The organism is Haloarcula rara (assembly GCF_029338235.1).
Classification (GTDB): Archaea; Halobacteriota; Halobacteria; order Halobacteriales; family Haloarculaceae; genus Haloarcula; species Haloarcula rara.
Genome location: NZ_CP119785.1, coordinates 459,480 through 481,363, shown reverse-complemented (window position 1 = coordinate 481,363; position 21,884 = coordinate 459,480). Strand labels below are relative to the sequence as shown.

Here is a 21,884-nt window from a genome sequence, read left to right as displayed (position 1 = left end):
TATGCAGGGACAAAACCAACAGCAGGCGTACGACCGCGGGATCACTATCTTCTCTCCGGACGGGCGTCTCTACCAGGTCGAGTACGCCCGCGAGGCGGTCAAACGCGGCACGGCGAGCATCGGCATCCGGACGAGCGACGGTGTCGTCCTGGCCGTCGACAAGCGCATCCGCTCGCCGCTGATGGAACGCTCCTCCGTCGAGAAGATACACAAGGCCGACGACCACATCGGTATCGCGAGCGCCGGCCACGTGGCCGACGCCCGCCAGCTCATCGACTTCGCTCGCCGGCAGGCCCAGGTCAACCACCTGCGCTATGGCGAGCCCGTCGGCGTCGAGACGCTCACGAAGGAGATCACGGACTACATCCAGCAGTACACGCAGGTCGGCGGGGCCCGACCCTTCGGCGTCGCGCTCATCATCGCCGGCATCGCCAACGGCGAGCCCCGTCTCTACGAGACGGACCCCTCGGGGACCCCCTACGAGTGGAAGGCGTTGGCCGTGGGTGCCGACCGGGGTGATATCCGCGACTACCTCGAAGCACATTACGACGAGTCGATGGAACTGTCCGAGGGCGTCGACCTCGCGCTCGAAGCGCTCGCGTCGGTCGCCGAGGACGGACTCGCTCCCGAAGGTATCGGCATCGCGACCATCGACGTCGAGACCGAAGAGTTCGGCGAGCTTTCCGACGACGAGAAGCGCGAGCATCTGGAGGCGGCCGACCTGCTGGCCGACCCCGACGCCGAGGACGCGGACGACGTCGACGAGGAATGACATCCTCCGCGCGGTAAACGGCGCGGTTTCCCAAGCGTTGGGATATTATGGTTCGCGGTTCGCCTGTTCTTGTGGGGCTACTCGCCCCGTTGATTTGTCGAACAGGCGCACCGCTGGCTGTGCCATCCAGCCGTTATCCCTATCTCCCCCGTCACGGGCGAGATTCGGGAGTACCTTCTGTCGGATGTTCGCAGCCCCGTTCACGTCGGCGTTGGCGACCAGCCCACACTCCTTGCAGACGTATAACCCACGCTCGACGCGCTGGCTGTCGTCGGTGGTTCCGCAAGACGCACACGACTTCGAGGTCTCGCGTTCGTCCACGCGCTCGACGCTGATGCCGCGCTCGGCGGCTTTGTATTCCAGCATCTCGATGAAGCGGTCGAACGCCCACCCGTGGAGGTCCAGATTGCCGTGGTCGCTCCAGTCGGTTCCCTCGCGGATACCAGAGAGGTCGCCCACGGCAATCGTCCCGACGTTGCGGGTGGCACACTCGGCCACTATATCCGCTGAAACAGCGTGCAAGAAGTGGTCACGTCTGCCCCGGCGCTTGCGGTCCAGTCGTCGTGCTTGGCAGGAGTCGCTGTCGTCGCATTTCGCTCGCTCTTTCTGGAAGTAGTAGTCGTCCTCTTTGAGTGCGCCACCGGGGTACAGTAGGGCCTCATCACCGACTGCAACGGCGGCAAAATTACAGATGCCGAGGTCGATACCTGCAATCCGGTCGCCCGGTGGCTCCGGGTCGCCAGTTTCGACGCGACAGACGATGTGTAACTCCCATTCGTCGCCGGTCCAGACCGCCCGGACCTGCTGGACGTTCTGTACGTCCACGTCCGGGTCAGCGGCGTACTCACAGAGAACGAAGTCGGACCACGACTCTTTGAGATTCGACCCTTTCGAGAGTCGAATCCTGTTGTGGTCAGGGTCGTGCTTGAAGCCGTCCTCTTTGAACGTGACCGTCGAGCGCGGATGGTCGTCGCCGTGCTTGCGGTAGCCGGGTGGGTTCGCGTCCTCGTTACCGTTCTCGCGGTGGGCGTACCACGACTCGAACGCCTCAGCCAATTCTTCGAGAATTGCCTGACTGGATTGTGCGTTCAAATCCGCGTAGCGTTCGTGGTTCTTGAGGTACGCTTTGAGTGTGCCGTGGTCTGGAATCGTCCCGGTTTCGTGCCAGATGCGGTCACACGTCCACCGGGCGACGTTCCAGAGTTTTGAGGCGGCGAACCCGAGCGAATCGAGGTCGTCACGCACCTGCTGATGGTTGCGGATGGATGCAACGTAGGTGCGCATGCCTGATTCGCTACACATAGCCTGTGACGGGCTGGCTACATAATGGCTTGCCGACCGGAGTGGAAGTGGAATATCCGGCCCGGCAGACCCGCGTGGACTGTACCACAGGGCGTACGCGATTCACGCCCGGCCTGAAGGCCGGGATTCTCTCGCTGAATCAAGATAGCCGGTTTCCTTTTCGCAGCCGACCATAGAATTAAGCCCCAGAGTGGCAAAGCGTGCAGTATGAACTGTCCACGGTGTGGGGGAACGCTGACGCGCTATCAGCTAGGCGAGCGGGAGACCGTCGGCTGTCAGGAGTGTGAGTACGTCGGGGTGACGATAGACCACACGGCCGAACACGGCCCCCCGGAATCATGGGACGACGCCATCGACCGCTTCGAGGAACAGGGACAGTCGGTCGCGACAATCAGGCGGGAGGACCTGCCGGTCGACGTGCCCCCCGCCGCCGAATCGACGGGCGAGCAACTGATAAACGGGATGGGCGACGAACTGGTCGAAGGCGGCGACCTAGTCCTCCCCGTCTTCGACGAGGTCAGCGCGGACGAAGAGACCGGCGCGGACGAGGAGACCGGCGCGGACGAGGAGACCGGCGCGGACGAGGAGACCAGCGCGGACGTTCGCAAAAACGGCGAATCGGCCGACGCGACCCACTGATACGGTTCGTTGTAGCTGTTTAGCGGTGATCGACTGACCCGGGGCACGTTTTCTGCGGTACGCACCAGTCGTAGTCGCTGTGCCTGGTAGTCGGTGAGTCGCTGAACGCATCGCTAGGGGCTGATTCGGGCGCGAAAAAACGGTACGACGGAAGCTGGTTCAGTCGTCGGCTTCGACTTCCTCTTCCTCTTCGGACTCCTCAGCGCCGCTGTGGCCCGTCTCTTCCTCCTCGGAGCGGGCGGCGACCAGCGACCCGCGTGCGACGCTATACATCGGCTCGTCGGCGTGGCGCACGTCGCTGATGGAGAACGGAATCGACGCGTCTTCGAGGTGCTGCTCGAACAGCTTCTTGAACCCGTCCGGCGAGGAGGTCCCGCCGGTGACGACGACCGGGACATCCAGACCCTCTTCGATGTCCTCCTCGTCGACCTCCTCCTGAATCTTCTCGATGACGTAGTCCAGCAGGTTCTCGTAGTAGATCGAGAGGGCCCCTTCGACGCCGCCGACGTCGGTCTCGAAGTCCAGCTCGAAGTCCCCCTCCTTGATGGAGGTGACCTTGTCGACTGGCTTGCCCGTCGCCGTGGAGGCCTGCTCGTCGATCCAGTCGCCACCGCGGGCGACGGAGAACTTCATTACCGGCACGGCGTAGTAGGACAGACAGACGTTCGTCATCCCGGCGCCGAAGCTGATTCCCAGCCCGGTGAAGTTGTTGTCAGCCAGGTCCGAGTAGATGACTGCCATCCCCTCGTTGATTGGCTCTGCGTCGTAGCCCATGTCGTTGAGGAACGACTGGATGGTCTTCTGGTGATACAGCGTGCTCAGGTCCGAGTCGATGGGGTCGGCCGGCGAGGAGAAGTACAGCTTCTCGTTCGGGTGGTCCGGCGACCCGACGACCTGCTCGATGATGAGTTTCATCATCGGGATGGCCGACTGCTCGTCAGAGGAGAGAATCCCCTGGGACATCGGCCGCCGTGTCTCCTGATTGAAGATGTTTGCGAAGTTCAGGGCGTCGTCGCCCAGCACGTACACGTCCTCGTCTTTCCGGATGTGGAGTACGTCCGAACGGGATAGCATCCGCTCGGCCATGTCGCTGTACTCGATCTCCACGAACGAGTTTCGCTGCTGGACGAACACCGTGTCGTTGCCGTCCTGCTGTGCCGAAATAAGGTTCATCGTCCCAACGTCGAGTCCTTTTGCCATGAGTAGTTCACTAATAATTCCCGTATACCCCACATAAATGTACGTATCTACCTGATTCGTTATTGTTTTTAGCTGACTAGAACGGCGCGAATAGAACCATGATATTTCAGGCTGGGGCTGTGTAGAGTCCGTAGAACGGAGCCACCGTGTGGTTTCAGTTCCGGCCGAGCAGCGTCGCAACGCGGTCCAGTAGACTGCCCAGGACGGTCTCTTCGTCCTCCTGTTGGGCCTCCTTCCGTTTCTGTTCGCGGAGCTCGGCCAGCTTGTTGGTCTGGTCGTCGACCGTCGACGTCGAGCGGTCAGTCTTCTTCTGGCCGCCCTTGACCATCGCCAGGCCCTGGACCTGTTCGTCCACGCTGCTGCGATGGACGCGTTCGGCCTCGACGTCCAGGCCCGTCGCGTCCATCTCCGCCTCGGTCTCGCTCGTCCGGATCTTCAGCTCGCTGCCCTCGCTGCGTTCGACGCCGCCCCAAGTGAGGTCGACGTCTTCCATCGCGGACTCGATGTCTTGTTCGATCTGCTCGTCGGTAATCTCCTCGCCCGCGTCGTCGCCCTCGGCGGGGAAATCGCCGGGTCGGGGTTTCGCCCGGTCGATGTGGTAGGCGACCAGTGCGCCGCCGGTCGCCGCCAGCAGGGCGGCCAGACCGACGCCGTAGACGAACAGGACCTGGACGCTGTAGGTCGGACCCGGTCCGACCGCCCAGCTGTACGGGTACGCCCAGATGAACCCGCCCAGACCGGCCAGCGAGATAGCGGAGCCAGTGGCCGCACCGTAGAGCGCGCGCTTGCTGACAGGCAGGAGTACGACGACACTCGACAGCGTCGCGGGCAGGGCGAGCATCCCCGTCGCGATGGCCGCCTCCCGGTAGATGAAGTCCGCCGACTCGCCGCCGGCCCCCGTCAACTGGCCGACGGCGCCGATGACGAACGCGGCGATACCGAACCCGATTCCCGCGAAGAACAGCGCGAACCCGAGATAGACGTCGACCTCGCGGTCCGGCTCGCCAATATACGTTCGATACCACTCGAAGAGTCGTCCGTCATCGGTGCCATCTGTCATAGTTGTTCCTTATAGGGACCCCGTTGATAGATTCCTTTTCCGAACGCTGTGTAATCAGTCTTTCCCGAATCGCAGTAAGGACTTTACCTGCCCCACCGCTACCCGCTGGTATGATATCACTGGACGAGGCGGTTACGGCGCGCCTCGAATCCCACGGACAGCGATTCGAGGTACTGGTCGACCCTGACGCGGCACTGGCGATCAAACGCGACGAGTTCGACGGCGATCTGGAGGACGTCATCGCCGCCGAAGACGTCTTCGAGGACGCCGACCGCGGCGACCGTCCGCCGGAGAACATGCTCGAAGAGGTGTTCGAGACCACCGAGCCGATGGCAATCATCCCCGAAGTCATCAAGCGCGGGGAGATACAGATAACGGCCGACCAGCGCCGCGAGATGATAGAACAGAAACACAAACAGCTCGTCCAGCGCATCACGCGCAACGCGGTCAACCCCCAGATGGACGACGCGCCCCACCCGCCCGAACGCATCGAGTCGGCCCTGGAAGAGACGGACTTCCGAATCGACCCGATGGAGCCCGTCGAGACGCAGGTCGACGACGCCCTTGACGCCTTGCGGCCCGTGATTCCGATTCGCTTCGACGAGATAACCGTGGCCGTCCAGGTGCCCGCAGACTACGCCGGCAGTGCGCAGGCCAAAATCCGGACCTTCGGCGAACTCGAACGCGAGGAGTGGCAGGCCGACGGCTCCTGGGTCGGTGTGCTTACCTTCCCCGCGGGGATGCAAAACGACTTCTACGACGTGGTCAACGAGCACACGAGCGGCGAGGCCGAGACGCGAATTATCAAGGACGAAGACGAAATCGGGACGCGCTAGTTACCCCTGCTTGAAGCCGACGAGGAAGCCGCCCGAGAAGCCGGCCGAGACGGGAAGGGCCGACAGCAGCGACGTGAGCCAGCCCGGGGGCTGACTGGCGGTCGCGGTGCTCGTCGTGTTCTTTGCGGCGCCGCCGATGGCCTGCCAGTTCACCTCGAGGATGCCGCGGGTCTCAAGGAACTTAAACAGCGCCAGCTCGAGGCCGACGATGACCGCGATGAGCTTCGCGACCTTCTTCGCGGCGAAGCCGATGATACCACCGATGACGGCACCGGTACCCATTTCGAGTCCGATTTGCTGGAGACTGAAATCCAGCTGTAACGCTAACCCTGCCATACTGGGTACCTGCTCGTCACGGTGTATATCCTTTGTGGGACTTCGGTCGACGTCCGGTGGTTTTCGGACCGACCCCGGAGATTATATAATCGGACGGCCTACGTCCGAGTGAGTGACGGCGACACACACCACAGACAGCGCAGTCGTGGCAAAACGCGTCGACAGCGGCGAGGCCGACACGGCGGAGATTCGCGACCTCGCCCGAGCGGCCGGCTACGACGTGGTCGGGGAGATAACACAGACTCGCACCGAGGACCCGGCCTACCACCTCGGTCAGGGGAAGGTGACGCGGCTTTCCAACATCGTCGCCCGCGAGGGGGCGACGACGGTCATTTTCGACAACCAGCTGGGTCCTTATCAGACCTACAACATCGGGAACGAGCTCCCCACGGGCGTGACCGTGATGGACCGGTTCCGGCTCATCCTCGAGATATTCGGCCAGCGAGCCCAAACCCGGAAGGCACAGCTCCAGGTCGAACTCGCCGAGCTTCGCTACGAGCTGCCACGCGCCGAAGCGAAAGCCAGCCTCGCGAAACGCGACGAGCGACCCGGTTTCATGGGGCTTGGCGAGTACGACGAGTCCCGCGAAGAGGACATCAAAAAGCAGATAGCCAATATCCGGGACGAGCTCGAATCCATCGAGGAGACCGAGCGACACCGGCGCAAACAACGGCGCGAATCGGGCTTTGACCTCGTGGCGCTTGCGGGCTACACCAACGCCGGGAAGTCGACGCTGCTGCGACGCCTCGCCGAGGATCTCGAGGTCGACCAGAACGAGGACCTGCATCCGGACCTCGACACGACCGCCGAGAGCGAAGACCGTCTGTTCACGACGCTCGGAACGACGACCCGCCGCGCCTCGGTCGGCAAGCGCGAGGTGCTCGTGACCGATACGGTGGGGTTCATCCAGGACCTCCCCCACTGGCTCGTCGAGTCGTTCAAGTCCACGCTCGACTCGGTGTACCGGGCCGACCTCGTCTTGCTCGTCGTCGACGTCTCCGAGTCCGTCGAGGAGATACGCGAGAAGCTGGTGACGAGCCACGACACCCTCTACGAGCGCAACGAGGCCCCCATCGTGACGGTGCTGAACAAGACGGACAAAGTCGACGACGAGGAGATAGCGCGCAAGCGCGAGGCCCTCTCCGCACTGGCCCCGAACCCCGTCGCGGTCAGCGCCGCGGAGGGGTTGAACATCGAGTCGCTGGCCGAGCGAATCGACCTCGAGCTACCCGATTACGAACGCGAACGGCTGGTGCTCCCGATGACCGACGAGACGATGAGCGTCGTCTCCTGGATACACGACCACGCCCACGTCGAGACCGTCGACTACGGCGACGAGGTCGTCATCGAGTTCGAGGCCCGTCCCGCCATCGTCGAGCAGTCCCGGTCGAAGGCGGGCGACCTCGTCGGCGCGTCGGCCTGAGCGGTCGAGCCGCCTGTTACAGCCGCAGTATCGGCAGTGTTTAGTTTAGCAGCGATTGCTCCTGAGAGTCAGAAAGCCCCGGCTGTCATCGGACGCGAAGCGTCCGATTGCCCGCGAGAGCTCTGCTCTCGCCCTGGCTCCGGTTGAGGGCCTCGCTGTCGTCCGAGAGAGCACAGCTCTCTCGTGATCACGAAAGACGCTTCGCGTCTTTCGAACGACGCGCTTCACTCACTGCGTTCGTTCCAGTGCTTGCGTCGGCCGTCTTCCCGGAGCCAGCCGCCCCTTTCAGTCCCGCCCGTAGCCGGTTGGCCAGCCGGCATGGGTGGGGTTGAAAGGGGCCGCGTTCTCGACGAAGCCCGGCGACGCAAGCACCGCAGCGAAGCGAGGAGCGCAGCGAGCCGCGCGAGTCGAGAACGCGGGGGCTTTCTGGCTGTTCGTACTCTAATCCCTACCTAAACACGAGAGCAGTATCAGTCCCAGAGGACGCCCGGAACCGCTTCCAGGAGGTCGGTCGCGACGAGTCCGGCACCGTGTTCCTCGACGACACTGTCCCCAGCAGCGCCGTTGGCGTAGGCCCCGACAGCGGCGGCGTGACGCGGGTCGAGGACGCAGGAAAGCGCGCCGGTCACCCCGGCCAGGACGTCGCCGGTCCCGCCGACGGTCATCCCCGCGTTGCCGGTGCGGCTGACCCGTGTCCGCTCGCCGTCGGAGATAACGTCGTAGGCACCCTTCACCAGCAGCGTGTGGCCGATATCGGCGGCGAAGGCCTCGACCAGCTCGGTCCGCTCGCGCCAGTCGTCGCTGGTCTCCCCGCCCATTCCCACGAGTTCGCCCTGGTGGGGCGTACAGACGAGGTCGGCGTCGGTCTCAACGTCAGGAACGACCTGCAGGGCGTCGGCGTCGACGACGGCGGTGCCCGCGAACGTCGAGAGCAGGGACTCGACGGCCGACAGCGTCTCGTCGGCGTTCCCCAGCCCAGGCCCGAGGACGAGCGTGTCGTGGTCGGCCGCGAGGTCGGCCAGCCAGTCGACGTGGGTCGGGGCGAGTCGGTCGCCGTCGTACGCGCGGACGATGAGGTTCTCGCTGTACCCCTGTATCTCGCGGGCGACGGCGTCGGGGGCGGCGACCCGGACGAGGTCGGCACCCGCCCGCAGCGACGCCTGGGCGGCCAGCGCCGGCGCGCCGGTGTAGGGCCCGCCGCCGACGACCAGCACCTCGCCGTTGTCCCCCTTGTGGCTCGCGGGGTCCCGCGAGAGCCGCTGGAGGTCGCCCCGTTCGACGAACCGCTGGGCGGCCGCTGGGATACCGATGTCGGCGACGGTGACCGACGCCGCGAGGTCGGCAAGGCCGGGTTTGGTGTCGTGGAACGTGACGACGTGGTCCGCGTCGACGGCGTTCGCGGCGAGTTCGCCGGTCTCGCAGTCGAGGCCCGACGGAACGTCGACCGAGAGGACCGTGGCGTCCGAGTCGTTCATCGCCGCGGCGGCGGTGGCGGCCGGCTCCCGTAGCGCGCCGCTGATACCGGTCCCGAGCATCGCGTCGACCGCGAGGTCGGGCTCGCCGAGGTCGACTTGGGAGGAATCGCGGACCTGCTCGGTCGGGTAGTCGGCCGACTGCAGGGCGTCCCAGTTCGCCCGCGAGATATCGGTGGTGATGGTTTCGGGCCGGCCGAGCAACAGCACTCGGAGGTCGTAGTCGTCCAGAAAGCGGGCCGCCACGAGCGCGTCGCCGCCGTTGTTCCCGCGGCCGGTGACGATAGTCACCGACGCGCCGGGGTCGACGTGGTCGCGCACCGCCCGCGCGACGGCGTTCCCGGACGATTCCATCAACTGCTTGCGCGGAACGCCGAGAGCCTCGGCGTTTGCGTCGACGACGGCCATCTCGGAGCCAGTGAGCATACCGGCGCTTCGCCCGCCACCGCCCTAACGATGGGGGCTCAGTACGCTATCTCGAACCCGTCTATCCCCTCGGGCGCTTCCTCCTCGACTTCGACCGTGCTGACGCTTGCCATGTCGCTGCCCTCATAACAGAAGTCCACCATCGCGTCGACGGCGTCCGGGTCGCCCTCGAACACCGCTTCGACCCGCCCGTCGTCCAGGTTCTTCACCCAGCCGTCGACGCCTGTCTCCTGTGCTCTGTCCCGCGTCGTCGCCCGGAAGAAGACGCCCTGTACCTTCCCCGAGACGTACACGTGTGCTCGTTTTCGTGGCATACGTCGGGATTCTCGCGGGCGGTAGTTATCTTCGTGGGTCGAGACAGTGTTTGTGGCGTTTCGCCGGGTGGTTGTCGGGTCGGCGCGCAGCGTCGAGCTGTTGCTACAGGTCCCGCCCGCCGGAACGGAGATAGTGGAACAGATACGTCTGCGTGTAGCCGGCGTACTCGCCGCCGAGGGCCTCGCGGATGGCCCGCGAGGTGTCGGCGTAGTTGCCCCGGTCACACTCGGGGTAGAACTCGGCGATGGTCGTCTGTATCCACGTGTCCAGCGGGACGGCCTCCAGGTAGCCCAGCGAGAACAGCAGGATGCAGTCGGCCACCTTGTCGCCGACGCCGACGAACTGGGTGAGGTGGTCGCGGGCGTCCTCGAACGCCAGGCCCCGCGCGTCCTCGGGGTCGGCCTCGCCGCTGGCGACGAGCGCCGCCGAGCGCTTGACGTAGCGCCCGATACCCCAGGCTGAGGTCCCGGAGGTCGGCCTCGCTGGCCTCGGCGAGGGCCTCTGGGGTCGGAAAGGCGCGGTAGGTCCCGCCGTCGAACGCGACCGGCTCGCCGAACTCCCGGCGAAGCGCCTGCTGCATCCCGTGGATGCGGGCGACGCGCATCTGGGCCGAGCAGATAAACGAGACGAGCGTCGGGAAGGCCGGGTCGCGGACGATGCGCATCCCCCAGTAGGCGTCGAAGGCCTCCTCGACGACGGCGTCTGACGGTGCCGTCTCGCGAATCGCCGGCAGGTCGTCCTCGAGTCCGAGCAGCGTGTGGAGTGCGTCGGCGGCGTCGAACGTCGCTTCCCACTCCAGCCGGCTGTCGGTCTGGCGCACCCGGACGACCTCGGGCTCGCCGTCGACCCGCAGCGTCGTCCAGTACCAGGCGTCGCCGCCGCTGGCGGCTGTCTGCTCGTACATCTGCCCGTCCTCGCGGTCCCACAGATACGACTGGCCGCTTTCGACGGTCGCCTGCAGGTCGATACCGCCCGGCAGCGACGCCACGTCGATGGCTCCGCGTTCCATTGCCGGGTGGATGGCCTGAACGCGTATCGGGGTTTCTATCCGCGTGCCGGCGTCAGGTCGGCTCGACCAGGAATCGAGTGGCAAGGGCCGTCCCGCCGACGGCCGCGACGGCGATGACCGCTGCTTGCGGGGCCGAGACAGGGGCCCCGACCAGTGTTCCGACCCCCGTCGCGAGGGTAAACGCGAGGAACAGGGGGACGACGACGGCGACGGCGTAGTACCACGGCCGGCCGGTCAGTCGAGCGACCCGACCGGCTCCGCGCTCGTACTCCGCTATCGCGTCCCGGCCGAGCACCCAGCCACAGAACAGCAGGAAGCCAAGCAGCGTGACGGTGAGCGCGAGGTTCGCTATCGTGTCCGCGAGCAGCGCGAACAGCGACGGCGACAGCGCCGCGGCGCTGCCCGTGAGGAAGAACAGGCCGCCGACGCCCGCGACCGCCCGCGAGCGGCCGAGCCCGTGTTCGTCGACGAGATAGGCGACGAGCACCTCGAAGATACTGATAGCCGAGGACAGCGCGGCCAGCAGGACGACGCCGAAGAAGACGACGCCGACGAGCCGGCTGGCGGGCAGGTCGGCGAACGCGCCGGCGAGGCTGACAAACAGCGCGCCGGGGCCGCCCGACCCCGGTGGGACACCCAGCGAGTACAGCAGCGGGAAGATGACCAGCCCCGCGAGGACGCCGATGCCGGTGTTCAACACGGCGATGAGCGTCCCGTCGGCGACCAGCGAGCGGTCCTCGTCGATGTAAGAGGCGTAGGTGAGCATCGCGCCGGCCCCGACCGAGAGGGTAAAGAGCGCCTGCCCGGCCGCGGCGACGAGCACGTCGAAGAAGTTCGCCCGGAGGTACGCGAGATCTAGCGAGAGGTAGAACTCGTAGCCGCCGGCGCTGCCCGGCAGCGTCGCCACCCAGACTGCGAGCACGCCAAAGAGGAGGACGATGCCGGGCACCATCACCGTCGTCGCGACCTCGATGCCGCGGTCGACGCCGGCGTAGACGACGGCGACCGTCGCCAGCAGAAAGAGTGCGTGAAAGCCCACCGCGGCGGGCCCGAAGTCGACGGCGGCGAAGTACGCCTGTGGGGCCTCGAAGTACGCTCCCGTCACGCTGGCGGCCGTGTACCGCAGTATCCAGCCACCGACGACGCTGTAAAAGGAGAGGACGACGACTGACGCGACCAGCGCGAGCCCGCCCAGCGCGCGAAAGCGGCGACCCCCGAGCGCGTCGAACGCGCCGACGGGATTGCGCCGGCTCCGGCGGCCGATAACCATCTCGCCGAGCAGTCCCGGGACGCCCACGAGCAGTATCAAGAGCACGTACAACAGGAGGAACGCCGACCCGCCGTTGGTCGCGGTCAGCCAGGGGAACCGCCAGATGTTCCCGAGCCCGACGGCACTTCCGACCGCCGCGAGCACGAACCCGAGTCGTGTTCCCCACGTCGCTCTCGTCATCGTCCCCCGCTCGGTGTGTGCGGTGAAAATCGCGTCGGGTGCACGGTGTCAGAAGGGCGCGAAGAAGGCGCCGTCCTCGACGAGGAACAGTTCGTTGACCCCCAGTGCGAGCGTCGCCAGTACGGCGACCACGACGACGATACGGAGCGTCCAGAGCCACGCGTCACCGCCGGCCCCCAGCCCGTCAGTCCCCTCGCGCAACTCGGCGACGGCGTCGGCCCCGAGGACCCACCCGACGAAGATAGTCGTCGCCAGCACCGACAGCGGGAGGAAGAGCTGGTAGGCCACGCTATCGAACCAGGTCAGCCAGTCCGTGTCCCACGCCGAGGGCAGCCCCAGCAGGAAGAGCGCGACACCGATGGCTGGCGCGAGCACCGTCCGGGACACGTCGTAGTTGTCGTTGGCGTAGGCGACAGTCACCTCGAGCAGGCTGATGGCCGAGGACAGGGCCGCGATGAGGACGACACCGAAGAAGACGACGCCGAACAGCCGGCCGAAAGGGACCGAGCCAAAGCCCGCGGCGGTGGCGACAAACAGCGCGCCCGCGCCGCCGGTCTGGGTCGTGATGTCGGCACCGATGGTCAACAGGATGGGGAAGACGACCAGGCCGGCGAGCACGCCGACGAGCGTGTTCGTCACGACGATGGCCCCTCCGTCGACGACGAGGTTGTCGTCGCCACCGACGTAGGAGGAGTAGGTCACCATGATGGCCATCCCCAGCGAGAGCGTGAAGAAGGCCTGTCCGACGGCGAAGGGGATGATGCTCCCGGCGTTTGCGACCATCGCCGACAGGTCCGGCGAGAGGAAAAAGTCGTAGCCAGCACCGGCGCCGGGAAGGGTCGTCACCCAGACGGCCAGGGCGACCATCAGGATGAGGATGCTCGGCACCATCAGCTTCGTCGCCGCCTCGATACCGTCCTCGATGCCGAGCGAGACGATACCGACCACCAGTGCCAGGAAGAGCGCCTGGGCGAGCACCGCCTCTGGACCCGCCGACACCGCGCCGAAGTACCCCCCCGGGTCTGCGAAGTACGCGCCCCGGGCACTCCCCAGGATATAGCGTAACACCCACCCGCCGACGACGTTGTAGTACGAGAGGATCCAGAAGCCCGTGAGGACGGCCAGCGCGCCCACGGCCCGCCACCGCCGGTGGCCCAGCCTGGCGAAGGCGTCGACGGCGTTGACGTTGGTCCGCCGGCCCAGCACGAACTCCGCGAGCATCGCCGGGAAGCCGATGGCGACGACGGCGAGGAGGTAGAAGGCGACAAAGGCCGCCCCGCCGTTGGTCGCGGTCTTGAACGGGAACTGCCAGAGGTTCCCGAGACCGACTGCGCTCCCGATGGCTGCCAGTATAAACCCAGGACGGGTCGCCCACGTTTCACGTTCTGCCATTTTCCGTGCCGAACTACTCCCGCAGCGCTGTTAACAACTGTGGTTGTTTTCCTTTCGGTCCATTGTCGCCACAGGGTCCGACAGCTAGTGACTGCTCGGTCGCCGACGGGACGGCGACCGGCACGGCTCGTTGCTCGTCAGGGCGCTGCCTCTGCTCGGTCTGTGGCTCGCCAGTGCTCTCCGGCTCGCTCCGCTCGCCGTCGTCGGGCGGCCGTGCCGCCCGACTGCCTGCGGGACCCCCGGTCCCGCTCCGGTTCGCTTCGAGGGTCCTCCCTGCGGTCGGACCCTCGCTATGCTTCGCCGTAGACCGGCACGGCGGCGCCACTCGTGACCCCCGCCGCGTCCGAACAAAGAAACAGCATGACGGCGGCGATTTCCTCGGGGTCGACCCACGCGTCGAAGTCGGCGTCGGGCATCATGTCGCGGTTCATCGGCGTGTCGATGACGCTCGGCATGACGCTGTTTGCTCGCACCGTGCCGAGGTTCTCCTCGGCGATGGTCTCGGTCAGGATGCGGACCCCGGCTTTGGTCGCCCGGTAGAGGCCGTCGCCCTCGCCGCCCTCCAGCGAGGACCGCGCGGAGACCGAGACGATGCTCCCCTCGGTCTCCTGGACGTGCGGGAGCGCGTGTTTCGAGGCCAGGAACATCGTCTTGAGGTTGACCCCGAAGAGGAAATCGAAGGTGTCCGCGTCGGTCTCGTGGATGGGGTCGCCGCCGCGCCACGTTCCGGCGATGTTCAGGAGGTAGTCGAGCCGGCCGTGCTCGTCGACGATGGCCTCGATTGTGTCGGCGACGTCTCCCTCGTCGGTGAAGTCGCCCTGGTGGAAGTGGATGCGGTCGGGGTCCTCGAGCTGGAAGTCGTCGCTGTCGGGTGCGACTACATCGGCGCCACAGACCGTGGCGCCGGCTTCCAGGAAGGCGTTGGCGACGGAACTGCCCAGCGCCCCGCCGACGCCGGTGACCAGTGCGACCTCACCGTCGAAATCGAAGCTGACGGACATGAGCGAACCGAGGGCCCCGGCCTGCAAAAAGTTCCGGTCGGCAGACACGACGACCGCTGACAGCGGGCCGGTTACAGGCTCGCCAGGTTCTGTCGGAGTTTGATAGTCGCCGTCATCAGGGTCGTCGCGGTCATGATGACGAAGACGACCTGGATATGCAGGACGACGATACGGTCGAGGCCGACGAGGACGGCCAGGTCGAGCGCCGGCACCAGCGCCGCAAACAGCAACACCGGTAGGAGGTGGCGCAACAGCGTATCGACGACGGTGCCCTGGACGCGCGCCTCCGCCGCCCCGCGTCGGCCGTAGAGCCCGCCCGCCAGCGCGAATCCGAGGGCACTCACGCCCATGACCGCGAGCAAGAGCGGGTGGCGACCGACCAGTGCCAGCCCCGCGAAGACGACGCCGACACCGACGACGGCCGCCCGGGTCAACCCCCGTTCCGAGTCGGCCTCGCTCCCGGCCCTCGCCGGGACGACGCTGCGATACAGCACCCGAAGCGCGACTGCGAGGACGAACACCGCCGCCAGGAGCAGCCCCATCTTGAACGGCAACACGTACACCGTCAGCAGTTCGATCAGCCCCAGCAGGGCAAAGCCGACCGAACACAGCCCCGCGAGGACGAGTGACTCCCAGAGGCGCTCGCCCGTTCCGACCTCGCTCGTCTGGCGGTTCCGGTAGGCGTAGTAACTGAACCGGACGCCGAGCACCGAAAGCAGCGAAAGCGCGATGAAGAAAATGAACGTCAGGTTCGGGTTGTTCGGCGCGTACGGCAGGCCGACGGCGATGCTACGCATCGTCACCCCGCAGGCTCCGGAGCTCCTGCCGGAGGTGGGCAGCCGTCTCGTAGCGGGCGAGCTTCCGCCGGGCCATCGCCTTGCCGACGATGTCGTCGACCGCGGGCGGGACGTCCGCGACAGCGGAGGGGTCCGGTGGGCCCGACGACAGGACCTCGTCACGGACCGCCTCGAACGCACCGGTGTAGGGTGGCTCCCCGGTGAACAGTCGGTAACAGACCGCACCGAGCCCGTAGATGTCGGTGGCGTGGTCGATACGGCCGAACCGTCGCTGATAGTACTCCGGGGCGGCGTACCGGGGGTCGAGAAACTGCGCCGGGTCGAACTGGTGGCGGTACACCGACAGCAGCCCGAGGTCATCGAGCAGCGGCGGCTGCCTGTCTCCCTCCTCGATGACGTTCCCGTAGTAGGCGACCGCGTCGGCGTCGATGCCGGCGTGGACCACCCCGCGCTCGTGGAGTGTCGAGACCGCCGCCGCGAGCCGCTCGGCGTGCCAGGCAGCCTCGGCCGGCGGGAACCGCCCCTGATCGGCCAGCGTCTCAGCCGTGTACTCGGTCGCCAGCCACAGCCGCGGGTCGGCTTTCCAGTCGTACAGCGTCACGACGTTGTCAACGTCGGAGACGGCGCCCCACTCCTCCAGCCGGGTCGCCAGCTGGGCGGCAAAGGCCGCGTCGCCCCCCTCGGGGCTGTCGAGTAGCCGCAGGGCGACGGCGTACTCGGTCTCGTCGACCACGCCAAGCGTCCGGTAGGTGTCGCCGTAGCGGCGGCGCTCACGCGGAGCCAAAATCGAGAGGCGGTCGAACCGACTCTCGTACTCGACGAGCGAGCGCCACTCGGCGTCGGCCGCCTGGGGTCGCTGCCCGATGGTGTTGTTGTCCTCGTCGTCGGTCGCGTGCGGTCGCTTCTCGTCGTCTCCGTCGTCGGTGTACACCTGACGGCCGTCAGTGGCCCCCTCGCCGGCGATTCTGGTCCGGCCGACGTCACGTCCGTCGGACCCGCCGCGCGTAGGCGTCGACCGGTCGACACCGTGGGCGGGTTCGACGGTCGACTCCCACTGGTCCAGCCGCTCCTCGACGATAGTCGGATACCGGTCGGCGACGTACTCGAGTGCGAGCGTGGCGGCCAGGCTCTCGTCGGTGCGGTCCGCGAGTTGCCCGACCAGCGAGGCCACGTCACCGGGATGTTCGTCAGTGACGACACACAGTGCCGTCGCCGCACCCAGGCGGACCTGCCGGTCACCGGCGTCGAGGAGGTCGAGCAGTCGCGGGACGTGGTCACGGTCCACGTCGGTCGCGGTGAGGACCTCGGCGACGAGCGCACGGGGGTCTCTCTCCGAGGTCATTGGCAGATAAAACTACCATCTGCTGTCCGCACATATCACTGTTTGGGTGAGTCACTGACACTCCGTTCGCGCCCCCCCCCAGTTTTCAACCCTGAGAATAGCGGAGGAACGCTTTAGCTTGTTATTGCCTGATACACAACGGATGCCAACAGACCGGGATTCGCCGCTGCCGAGTTTCGTCGGCGACAGTTACGCCGCGCGACTCGGCGTCGCACTCGCGTTCGCCATCATCGTCGTCGTCGCCTTCGGCGCTGTCATCAGCGTCCAGGCGTCGTCGACGCTCGCGGAGGACGTCGAGGGCGACACGACGGCGCTGTCCGATACGCAGGCGGCACAGCTCGACGGCTGGCTGACGACGGCCCGCCGGGACGTTCGAACGACTTCGCGCCTGCCCGTCTTCGCGGACGGCTCGCAGTCGGCCGTCCAGGACAGACTGACGGGCCTCGTAGAGAACGAGGAGGTGCCACCCGACGTCGTGGCGGTCCACTACGTCGACACCTCGAACGGGACCATCACCGCCAGCTCGAACGAGCAGTTCGTCGGCGTCAACGCCACCGAACAGGGCGCGGCCTTCGCGACTGACCCGCCCGAGTTCAGCGGGCCCGACGACACCCACGTCACCGACCCGTTCTCGGTGTCCGTCGTCGACCATCCGATAATCGCCGTCGTCTCGCCGGTGGCCGGGGCAGAGAACCGCTCCATCGTCTACATGACAGACCTCGAGGCTCGGGCCGAGTCGATATCGAACCAGCGCGAGGGGTCTTACACCACTGTCGTCAACGGGGACGGTGAGTTCATCGCCCACCCGAACACCTCGCGTATCGGTTCGAGCGCACCGGTCGCGTCGGGTGCGGACAACCCGGTGAGCTCACTCGACAGCGGCCAGAGCACGTTCGTCGAGACCGACGAGACGCTGATGGGAATCTCTCGGCTCGAGAGCCACGACTGGTCGGTGATGGTCCACGCCGACCGGACCCAGGCCTACGCCCTCGCAGACCAGATTAACTCGGACCTCGTGGGGCTCATCCTGCTTGCGGTCATCAACCTCGGGCTGGTCGGGGTGACCATCGGCGGCAGCACCATCGCATCGCTGCGCCGGCTCTCCTCGAAGGCAGAGGCGATGGCCGGCGGAGACCTCGACGTCGACCTCGAGACCGCTCGGTCGGACGAGTTCGGCACGCTGTACGGTGCGTTCGACAACATGCGGACGAACCTCCGGTCGAAGATATCCGACGCGGAAGCCGCCCGCGAGGAGGCGGAGTCGGCCAAACGGGAGGCCGAGCAAGCACAGACAGAGGTCGAGGCCGAGCGCAACGAGATGCAGGCCCTCTCGAGTCACCTCGAACTGAAAGCAGAGGAGTACTCCACCACGCTGGAATCGGCCGCCGACGGCGACCTCACCGCTCGCGTCGACATCGATAGCATGAGCGATGCCATGGCCGACGTCGGCCGCGAGATAAACGCGACCCTCGACGCGCTCGCTGGCACTATCACGGATATGCAGGAGTTCGCCGACAACGTGATGGGGGCCAGCGACCGGGTCGAGACCAACGCCGAGCGCGTCGGAATGGCGAGCCAGCAGGTCTCACAGTCCATCGAGGAGATATTCGAGGGCGCGAGCGAGCAGAGCGAGCGCCTCCAGGAGGGGTCGGCCGAGATGGACAACCTCTCGGCGACCGCCGAAGAGGTGGCTGCCTCGGCCCAGGAGGTAGCGAGCACGTCCCAGTCGGCCGCTGATGTCGGTGAGGACGGCCGCGAAGCCGCCCAGGACGCCATCCAGGAGATGAGCGCCATCGACGAGGAGACCGCCGAGACGGTGAGCGAAATAAACGCGCTGGAGGCCGACCTGGAGGAGATCGGCGACATCGTGAGCGTCATCACGAACATCGTCGAGCAGACGAACATGCTGGCGCTGAACGCCTCTATCGAGGCCGCACACGCCGACAAGGACGGCGACGGGTTCGCCGTCGTCGCCGACGAGATAAAGGGACTCGCCGAGGAGACGAAAGCCGCCGCCGCGGACATCGAGGACCGTATCGAGCGCATCCAGTCCCAGGCGGGTGACACCGTCGACACCATCGAGTCGACGAGCGAGCGCATCTCAGAGGGGGTCGAGACCGTCGAGGAGACCGTCGATGCCCTGGAGACCATCGTCGAGTACACCGAGGAGGTCGACACCGGCATCCAGGAGATAGACCGCGCGACGGAGGAGCAGGCCCGAACCGCACAGGACGTACAGACGACCATCGACGAACTGAGCAGTATCTCCCAGCAGACGGCGGCTGAGGCCGACACCGTCGCCGGCGCGGCCGACGACCAGGCGGCCTCCATCGAGACGGTGACCGACTCCGCCCAGGAACTGCGCGCCCGCGCAGAGGACCTCGAATCGGTCCTCGACCAGTTCGATGTCGACGAGGACGGGCTGGACGATACGACCGAGGCGGCCGCGACGGGGGACGACTGAACATGACCACGATAACGACCTGGTTCACGCTGGGACTGCTCGGCGAACTGCTCGGGACCGCGCTGCTGGCCTACGGGTACACGCTGGTCCCCGAAGCGACGCGGAAACGGTATCTGTTGCTGGTCGCGATTCCTGGTATCGCCATCTTCGCGTATCTCCTGTTGGTTCTGGATGTCGGCGCCATCGACGGCGGCGGCCACACTGTCTACGTGGTCCGGTACGTCGACTGGCTGCTGACGACGCCGATAAACGTCCTCTATCTGGGGCTGCTCGCCAACGCGAACCGCGAGACCATCGGCAAACTGGTCGGTCTCCAGGCGCTCACCATCGTCTTTGGCTTCGCCGGCGCAGTGACCAGCGGGGCGCTCGCATACGCACTGTTCGCACTCGGCTCGGCCGCGTTCGCCGGCGTCGTCTACCTGCTGTACTACGACGTGGCCGGTGCGGCCGTCGCCTCGCTCTCGGACGTGGAGGCCAGCCTCTACCGCACACTCAGGAACTTCGTCGTCGTCCTCTGGTCGGTCTACCCCGTCGTCTGGCTGCTCGGTGCGTCCGGCATCGGCCTGATGGACGTCGAGACGGCGTCGCTGGTCATCGTCTATCTTGACGTCGTGACGAAGGTCGGCTTCGGCCTCATCGCCTTACACGCCTGGATGACGATGGACAGTGTGACTGTCGCAGACGGGACTGCACTCACGGCCGACTGAGACGGAGAAATAGTTACGAGGAACGGCGTGGATTCTCTTCGGCTGGCACCGACCCGGGTCGGCACATACGGTACGGCACTCTCCCAGTTTCTGTCAGTGGATGCCCATCGCTTCGATCTGTTCCTGGTACCGGTTCCGGATGGTGACTTCCGTCACCTGGGCCACGTCGGCGACCTCGCGCTGGGTCTTCTTCTCGTTACAGAGCAGCGAGGCGGCGTAAATCGCGGCGGCGGCGTAGCCGGTTGGCGATTTGCCCGAGAGCAGCCCCTGTTCTGCGGTGGTGTCGATGATTTCGTTGGCCTTCGACTGGACCTCCTCCGAGAGGTCCAGTTCCGAGGCAAAGCGCGGGACGTACTGCTTGGGGTCGACCGGCTCCATCTTCAGTTCGAGTTCCTGGGCGACGTAGCGGTAGGTGCGGCCGATCTCCTTCTGTTCGACGCGGGAGACGTCCGACACTTCCTCCAGGCTGCGGGGGATGCCTTCCTGCCGACAGGCGGCGTACAGGCAGGCGGTGGCGACACCCTCGATGGAACGCCCGCGGATGAGGTCCTCGTTGAGGGCGCGCCGATAGATGACCGAGGCGACCTCCCGCACCGAGCGCGGGACACCCAGTGCGGAGGCCATGCGGTCTATCTCAGACAGCGCGAACTGCAGGTTGCGTTCGCCGGCGTCCTTCGTGCGAATGCGCTCCTGCCACTTGCGCAGGCGGTGCATCTGTGAGCGTTTCTCTGAGGAGAGTGAGCGGCCGTAGGCGTCCTTGTCCTTCCAGTCGATCTGTGTCGTCAACCCCTTGTCGTGCATCGTCTGTGTCGTGGGGGCCCCGACACGGGATTTCGACTGTCGTTCGGAGTGGTTGAACGCGCGCCACTCCGGCCCGCGGTCGATGTTCTCGTCTTCGATGACCAGTCCGCAGTCCTCACAGACGAGTTCGCCACCACCATCGCTGGTGATTGACTCCGACTCACACTCGGGGCAGGTCTGCTGGCCCGTGCTCTCGGACGACTGCTCAGCCTCCTCCTGTTCCGTGTCCCGCTGGCGCGTCGGCCGTTCCATGTGTTCTTTTACGGAGAACAGCTAATTACGTATAAATGTTTGGGAGAAATGGGTGGGTACCGAGCGTACGTCCCGCCTACATCGCGCTCGCAGGGGGGCGAACAAAGCCTTAACCCCCGGGCGTGTGCAGTTATCTGAATACATGAGGTCGCTCAGGTGGCCCACTGTCGCTGTCGACCGAGCACGTGACAGCGCGCGCGACATTCTCTCGAACCGCGAGCGGGGTCCCCCAAGGGTGTGGAAGGCGCTGGCTACTCCCGTGAAACCGGCACAGTACGGGTTGGGCGGCCGATGAGCGAGCGGCCACCCGAGACGGAGGGCATCGGCGAGCTGTTCGACGAACTGGAGGAACTGGCGGACATCGTCGACAGCGACGAAGAACGCAAGCAGGTCCGTGAGGCGATGCGGGCCGCCGCCGACGCACAGGACGACGACCCGGCCGTCTTCGGCCGTGTCATCTGGGGGTTCGACCGCGAGGACTTCGCCGAAGCGGTGCTCGGGTCGCTGCTCTTTGGCATTCCGATGGCCGTCGAGGGCGGCACTGTCGACGCCGGCCGCCACATCGCCCAGCACCCGCTTTACTTCCTCGGGACGGTCGCGACCGCGGTCGCGATGGTCGTGGGTATCCTCTATGTCGCCGACTTCCAGGACGTACGCGTCGCCCACCGCATCTTCGGTGTCGTCCCCCGGCGGCTGGCGGGTGTGACGCTGACGGCGCTTGGTACCTCGGTCGCCCTGCTGACCGGGTGGGGGCTGGTGGAGTGGTCGAGTGACCCCGCGCTCGTCTGGGAATCGCTGTGTATCTGTGCCGTCGCCTTTGTCCCGATGGCCATCGGGGCGGCGCTGGGCGATATCCTGCCTGGAAGCTAGCGAGGTCCCGACCATCGG

19 protein-coding genes and 1 pseudogene are annotated in these 21,884 nt (G+C 66.2%); 7 read left to right on the top strand and 13 right to left on the bottom strand.

What is annotated here, in order from left to right; translation table 11 throughout:
- Nucleotide 1 precedes the first annotated feature (1 nt).
- Nucleotides 2-772 (top strand): archaeal proteasome endopeptidase complex subunit alpha, encoded by a 771-nt coding sequence (gene psmA, locus P1K32_RS02465; protein ID WP_276251139.1) that lies wholly within the window; start codon nucleotides 2-4, stop codon nucleotides 770-772.
- A 45-nt stretch (nucleotides 773-817) separates the two neighbouring features.
- On the opposite strand, the gene P1K32_RS02460 is transcribed toward psmA, so the two are convergent.
- The gene (locus P1K32_RS02460) at nucleotides 818-2,074 is read right to left on the bottom strand and encodes an RNA-guided endonuclease InsQ/TnpB family protein (RefSeq protein WP_276251138.1); all 1,257 of its coding nucleotides are present in this window, start codon (nucleotides 2,072-2,074) and stop codon (nucleotides 818-820) included.
- A 207-nt stretch (nucleotides 2,075-2,281) separates the two neighbouring features.
- On the opposite strand from P1K32_RS02460, the gene P1K32_RS02455 reads away from it, so the two are divergent.
- Nucleotides 2,282-2,713, top strand: coding sequence for a hypothetical protein (locus P1K32_RS02455; RefSeq protein ID WP_276251137.1), 432 nt, complete (start codon nucleotides 2,282-2,284; stop codon nucleotides 2,711-2,713).
- A gap of 159 nt (nucleotides 2,714-2,872) precedes the next feature.
- Here P1K32_RS02455 and P1K32_RS02450 read toward each other — a convergent pair whose 3' ends face one another.
- Nucleotides 2,873-3,913, bottom strand: coding sequence for a disk-shape morphogenesis protein volactin (locus P1K32_RS02450; RefSeq protein WP_276251136.1), 1,041 nt, complete (start codon nucleotides 3,911-3,913; stop codon nucleotides 2,873-2,875).
- A gap of 154 nt (nucleotides 3,914-4,067) precedes the next feature.
- A complete protein-coding gene (locus tag P1K32_RS02445; protein ID WP_276251135.1) occupies nucleotides 4,068-4,973 on the bottom strand; it encodes a cell division protein CdpA domain-containing protein in 906 nt (301 codons plus the stop codon).
- A 110-nt stretch (nucleotides 4,974-5,083) separates the two neighbouring features.
- Here P1K32_RS02445 and P1K32_RS02440 point away from each other — a divergent pair, with 110 nt between their 5' ends.
- Entirely contained in the window at nucleotides 5,084-5,809 is a 726-nt protein-coding gene (locus P1K32_RS02440; protein WP_276251134.1) for a ribosome assembly factor SBDS, read from the top strand.
- Here the strand turns inward: P1K32_RS02440 and P1K32_RS02435 are convergent, their stop codons facing one another.
- Nucleotides 5,810-6,145 carry an FUN14 domain-containing protein gene (locus tag P1K32_RS02435; RefSeq protein ID WP_276251133.1) on the bottom strand — a complete coding sequence of 112 codons (336 nt, stop codon included), beginning with the start codon at nucleotides 6,143-6,145 and terminating at the stop codon, nucleotides 5,810-5,812.
- 112 nt (nucleotides 6,146-6,257) lie between these two features.
- Between P1K32_RS02435 and hflX the strand changes: the two genes are divergently transcribed.
- Nucleotides 6,258-7,568, top strand: coding sequence for a GTPase HflX (hflX, locus tag P1K32_RS02430; protein ID WP_276251132.1), 1,311 nt, complete (start codon nucleotides 6,258-6,260; stop codon nucleotides 7,566-7,568).
- 470 nt (nucleotides 7,569-8,038) lie between these two features.
- Here hflX and P1K32_RS02425 read toward each other — a convergent pair whose 3' ends face one another.
- The 8 genes and pseudogenes from P1K32_RS02425 to P1K32_RS02390 form a co-directional block, all read right to left on the bottom strand.
- Complete coding sequence (locus P1K32_RS02425) at nucleotides 8,039-9,466, bottom strand: NAD(P)H-hydrate dehydratase (protein ID WP_276251131.1); 1,428 nt, start codon at nucleotides 9,464-9,466, stop codon at nucleotides 8,039-8,041.
- 38 nt (nucleotides 9,467-9,504) lie between these two features.
- Nucleotides 9,505-9,780 carry an acylphosphatase gene (locus P1K32_RS02420; protein ID WP_276251130.1) on the bottom strand — a complete coding sequence of 92 codons (276 nt, stop codon included), beginning with the start codon at nucleotides 9,778-9,780 and terminating at the stop codon, nucleotides 9,505-9,507.
- 103 nt (nucleotides 9,781-9,883) lie between these two features.
- Nucleotides 9,884-10,790 (bottom strand): annotated as a pseudogene (locus P1K32_RS02415) (DNA-3-methyladenine glycosylase family protein).
- Between the two features lie 52 nt (nucleotides 10,791-10,842).
- Complete coding sequence (locus P1K32_RS02410) at nucleotides 10,843-12,240, bottom strand: sodium-dependent transporter (protein ID WP_276251129.1); 1,398 nt, start codon at nucleotides 12,238-12,240, stop codon at nucleotides 10,843-10,845.
- A gap of 48 nt (nucleotides 12,241-12,288) precedes the next feature.
- Nucleotides 12,289-13,632 (bottom strand): sodium-dependent transporter, encoded by a 1,344-nt coding sequence (locus tag P1K32_RS02405; RefSeq protein ID WP_276251128.1) that lies wholly within the window; start codon nucleotides 13,630-13,632, stop codon nucleotides 12,289-12,291.
- A 290-nt stretch (nucleotides 13,633-13,922) separates the two neighbouring features.
- A complete protein-coding gene (locus tag P1K32_RS02400) occupies nucleotides 13,923-14,633 on the bottom strand; it encodes an SDR family oxidoreductase (protein ID WP_276251127.1) in 711 nt (236 codons plus the stop codon).
- Nucleotides 14,634-14,704: 71 nt separating this feature from the next.
- Nucleotides 14,705-15,430, bottom strand: a complete 726-nt coding sequence (locus P1K32_RS02395; RefSeq protein ID WP_276251126.1) for a hypothetical protein — start codon at nucleotides 15,428-15,430, stop codon at nucleotides 14,705-14,707.
- Nucleotides 15,423-16,772 carry a protein kinase domain-containing protein gene (locus P1K32_RS02390; RefSeq protein WP_276251125.1) on the bottom strand — a complete coding sequence of 450 codons (1,350 nt, stop codon included), beginning with the start codon at nucleotides 16,770-16,772 and terminating at the stop codon, nucleotides 15,423-15,425. The genes P1K32_RS02395 and P1K32_RS02390 overlap by 8 nt, the downstream gene beginning before the upstream one ends.
- Before the next feature lie 142 nt (nucleotides 16,773-16,914).
- Here P1K32_RS02390 and P1K32_RS02385 point away from each other — a divergent pair, with 142 nt between their 5' ends.
- Together P1K32_RS02385 and P1K32_RS02380 are read left to right on the top strand one after the other, a co-directional pair.
- The gene (locus tag P1K32_RS02385; RefSeq protein WP_276251124.1) at nucleotides 16,915-19,236 is read left to right on the top strand and encodes a methyl-accepting chemotaxis protein; all 2,322 of its coding nucleotides are present in this window, start codon (nucleotides 16,915-16,917) and stop codon (nucleotides 19,234-19,236) included.
- A gap of 2 nt (nucleotides 19,237-19,238) precedes the next feature.
- Nucleotides 19,239-19,943, top strand: a complete 705-nt coding sequence (locus P1K32_RS02380) for a bacteriorhodopsin (protein WP_276251123.1) — start codon at nucleotides 19,239-19,241, stop codon at nucleotides 19,941-19,943.
- A gap of 93 nt (nucleotides 19,944-20,036) precedes the next feature.
- Here P1K32_RS02380 and P1K32_RS02375 read toward each other — a convergent pair whose 3' ends face one another.
- Entirely contained in the window at nucleotides 20,037-20,996 is a 960-nt protein-coding gene (locus P1K32_RS02375; protein WP_220586998.1) for a transcription initiation factor IIB, read from the bottom strand.
- Between the two features lie 291 nt (nucleotides 20,997-21,287).
- Here P1K32_RS02375 and P1K32_RS02370 point away from each other — a divergent pair, with 291 nt between their 5' ends.
- Nucleotides 21,288-21,866 (top strand): DUF2391 domain-containing protein, encoded by a 579-nt coding sequence (locus P1K32_RS02370; protein WP_276251122.1) that lies wholly within the window; start codon nucleotides 21,288-21,290, stop codon nucleotides 21,864-21,866.
- The last annotated feature ends 18 nt before the right edge of the window (nucleotides 21,867-21,884 follow it).

Excerpts from the sequence above, each read along its gene's own strand:
- P1K32_RS02370 (WP_276251122.1), top strand. The coding sequence starts at position 21,288 with ATGAGCGAGCGGCCACCCGAGACGGAGGGCATCGGCGAGCTGTTCGAC.
- P1K32_RS02425 (WP_276251131.1), bottom strand. The coding sequence starts at position 9,466 with ATGCTCACTGGCTCCGAGATGGCCGTCGTCGACGCAAACGCCGAGGCT.
- P1K32_RS02435 (WP_276251133.1), bottom strand. The coding sequence starts at position 6,145 with ATGGCAGGGTTAGCGTTACAGCTGGATTTCAGTCTCCAGCAAATCGGA.
- P1K32_RS02445 (WP_276251135.1), bottom strand. The coding sequence starts at position 4,973 with ATGACAGATGGCACCGATGACGGACGACTCTTCGAGTGGTATCGAACG.
- P1K32_RS02420 (WP_276251130.1), bottom strand. The coding sequence starts at position 9,780 with ATGCCACGAAAACGAGCACACGTGTACGTCTCGGGGAAGGTACAGGGC.
- P1K32_RS02400 (WP_276251127.1), bottom strand. The coding sequence starts at position 14,633 with ATGTCCGTCAGCTTCGATTTCGACGGTGAGGTCGCACTGGTCACCGGC.
- psmA (WP_276251139.1), top strand. The coding sequence starts at position 2 with ATGCAGGGACAAAACCAACAGCAGGCGTACGACCGCGGGATCACTATC.
- P1K32_RS02380 (WP_276251123.1), top strand. The coding sequence starts at position 19,239 with ATGACCACGATAACGACCTGGTTCACGCTGGGACTGCTCGGCGAACTG.
- P1K32_RS02395 (WP_276251126.1), bottom strand. The coding sequence starts at position 15,430 with ATGCGTAGCATCGCCGTCGGCCTGCCGTACGCGCCGAACAACCCGAAC.
- P1K32_RS02385 (WP_276251124.1), top strand. The coding sequence starts at position 16,915 with ATGCCAACAGACCGGGATTCGCCGCTGCCGAGTTTCGTCGGCGACAGT.
- P1K32_RS02450 (WP_276251136.1), bottom strand. The coding sequence starts at position 3,913 with ATGGCAAAAGGACTCGACGTTGGGACGATGAACCTTATTTCGGCACAG.
- P1K32_RS02375 (WP_220586998.1), bottom strand. The coding sequence starts at position 20,996 with ATGGAACGGCCGACGCGCCAGCGGGACACGGAACAGGAGGAGGCTGAG.
- P1K32_RS02460 (WP_276251138.1), bottom strand. The coding sequence starts at position 2,074 with ATGTGTAGCGAATCAGGCATGCGCACCTACGTTGCATCCATCCGCAAC.
- P1K32_RS02390 (WP_276251125.1), bottom strand. The coding sequence starts at position 16,772 with ATGACCTCGGAGAGAGACCCCCGTGCGCTCGTCGCCGAGGTCCTCACC.
- P1K32_RS02410 (WP_276251129.1), bottom strand. The coding sequence starts at position 12,240 with ATGACGAGAGCGACGTGGGGAACACGACTCGGGTTCGTGCTCGCGGCG.
- P1K32_RS02455 (WP_276251137.1), top strand. The coding sequence starts at position 2,282 with ATGAACTGTCCACGGTGTGGGGGAACGCTGACGCGCTATCAGCTAGGC.
- P1K32_RS02440 (WP_276251134.1), top strand. The coding sequence starts at position 5,084 with ATGATATCACTGGACGAGGCGGTTACGGCGCGCCTCGAATCCCACGGA.
- P1K32_RS02405 (WP_276251128.1), bottom strand. The coding sequence starts at position 13,632 with ATGGCAGAACGTGAAACGTGGGCGACCCGTCCTGGGTTTATACTGGCA.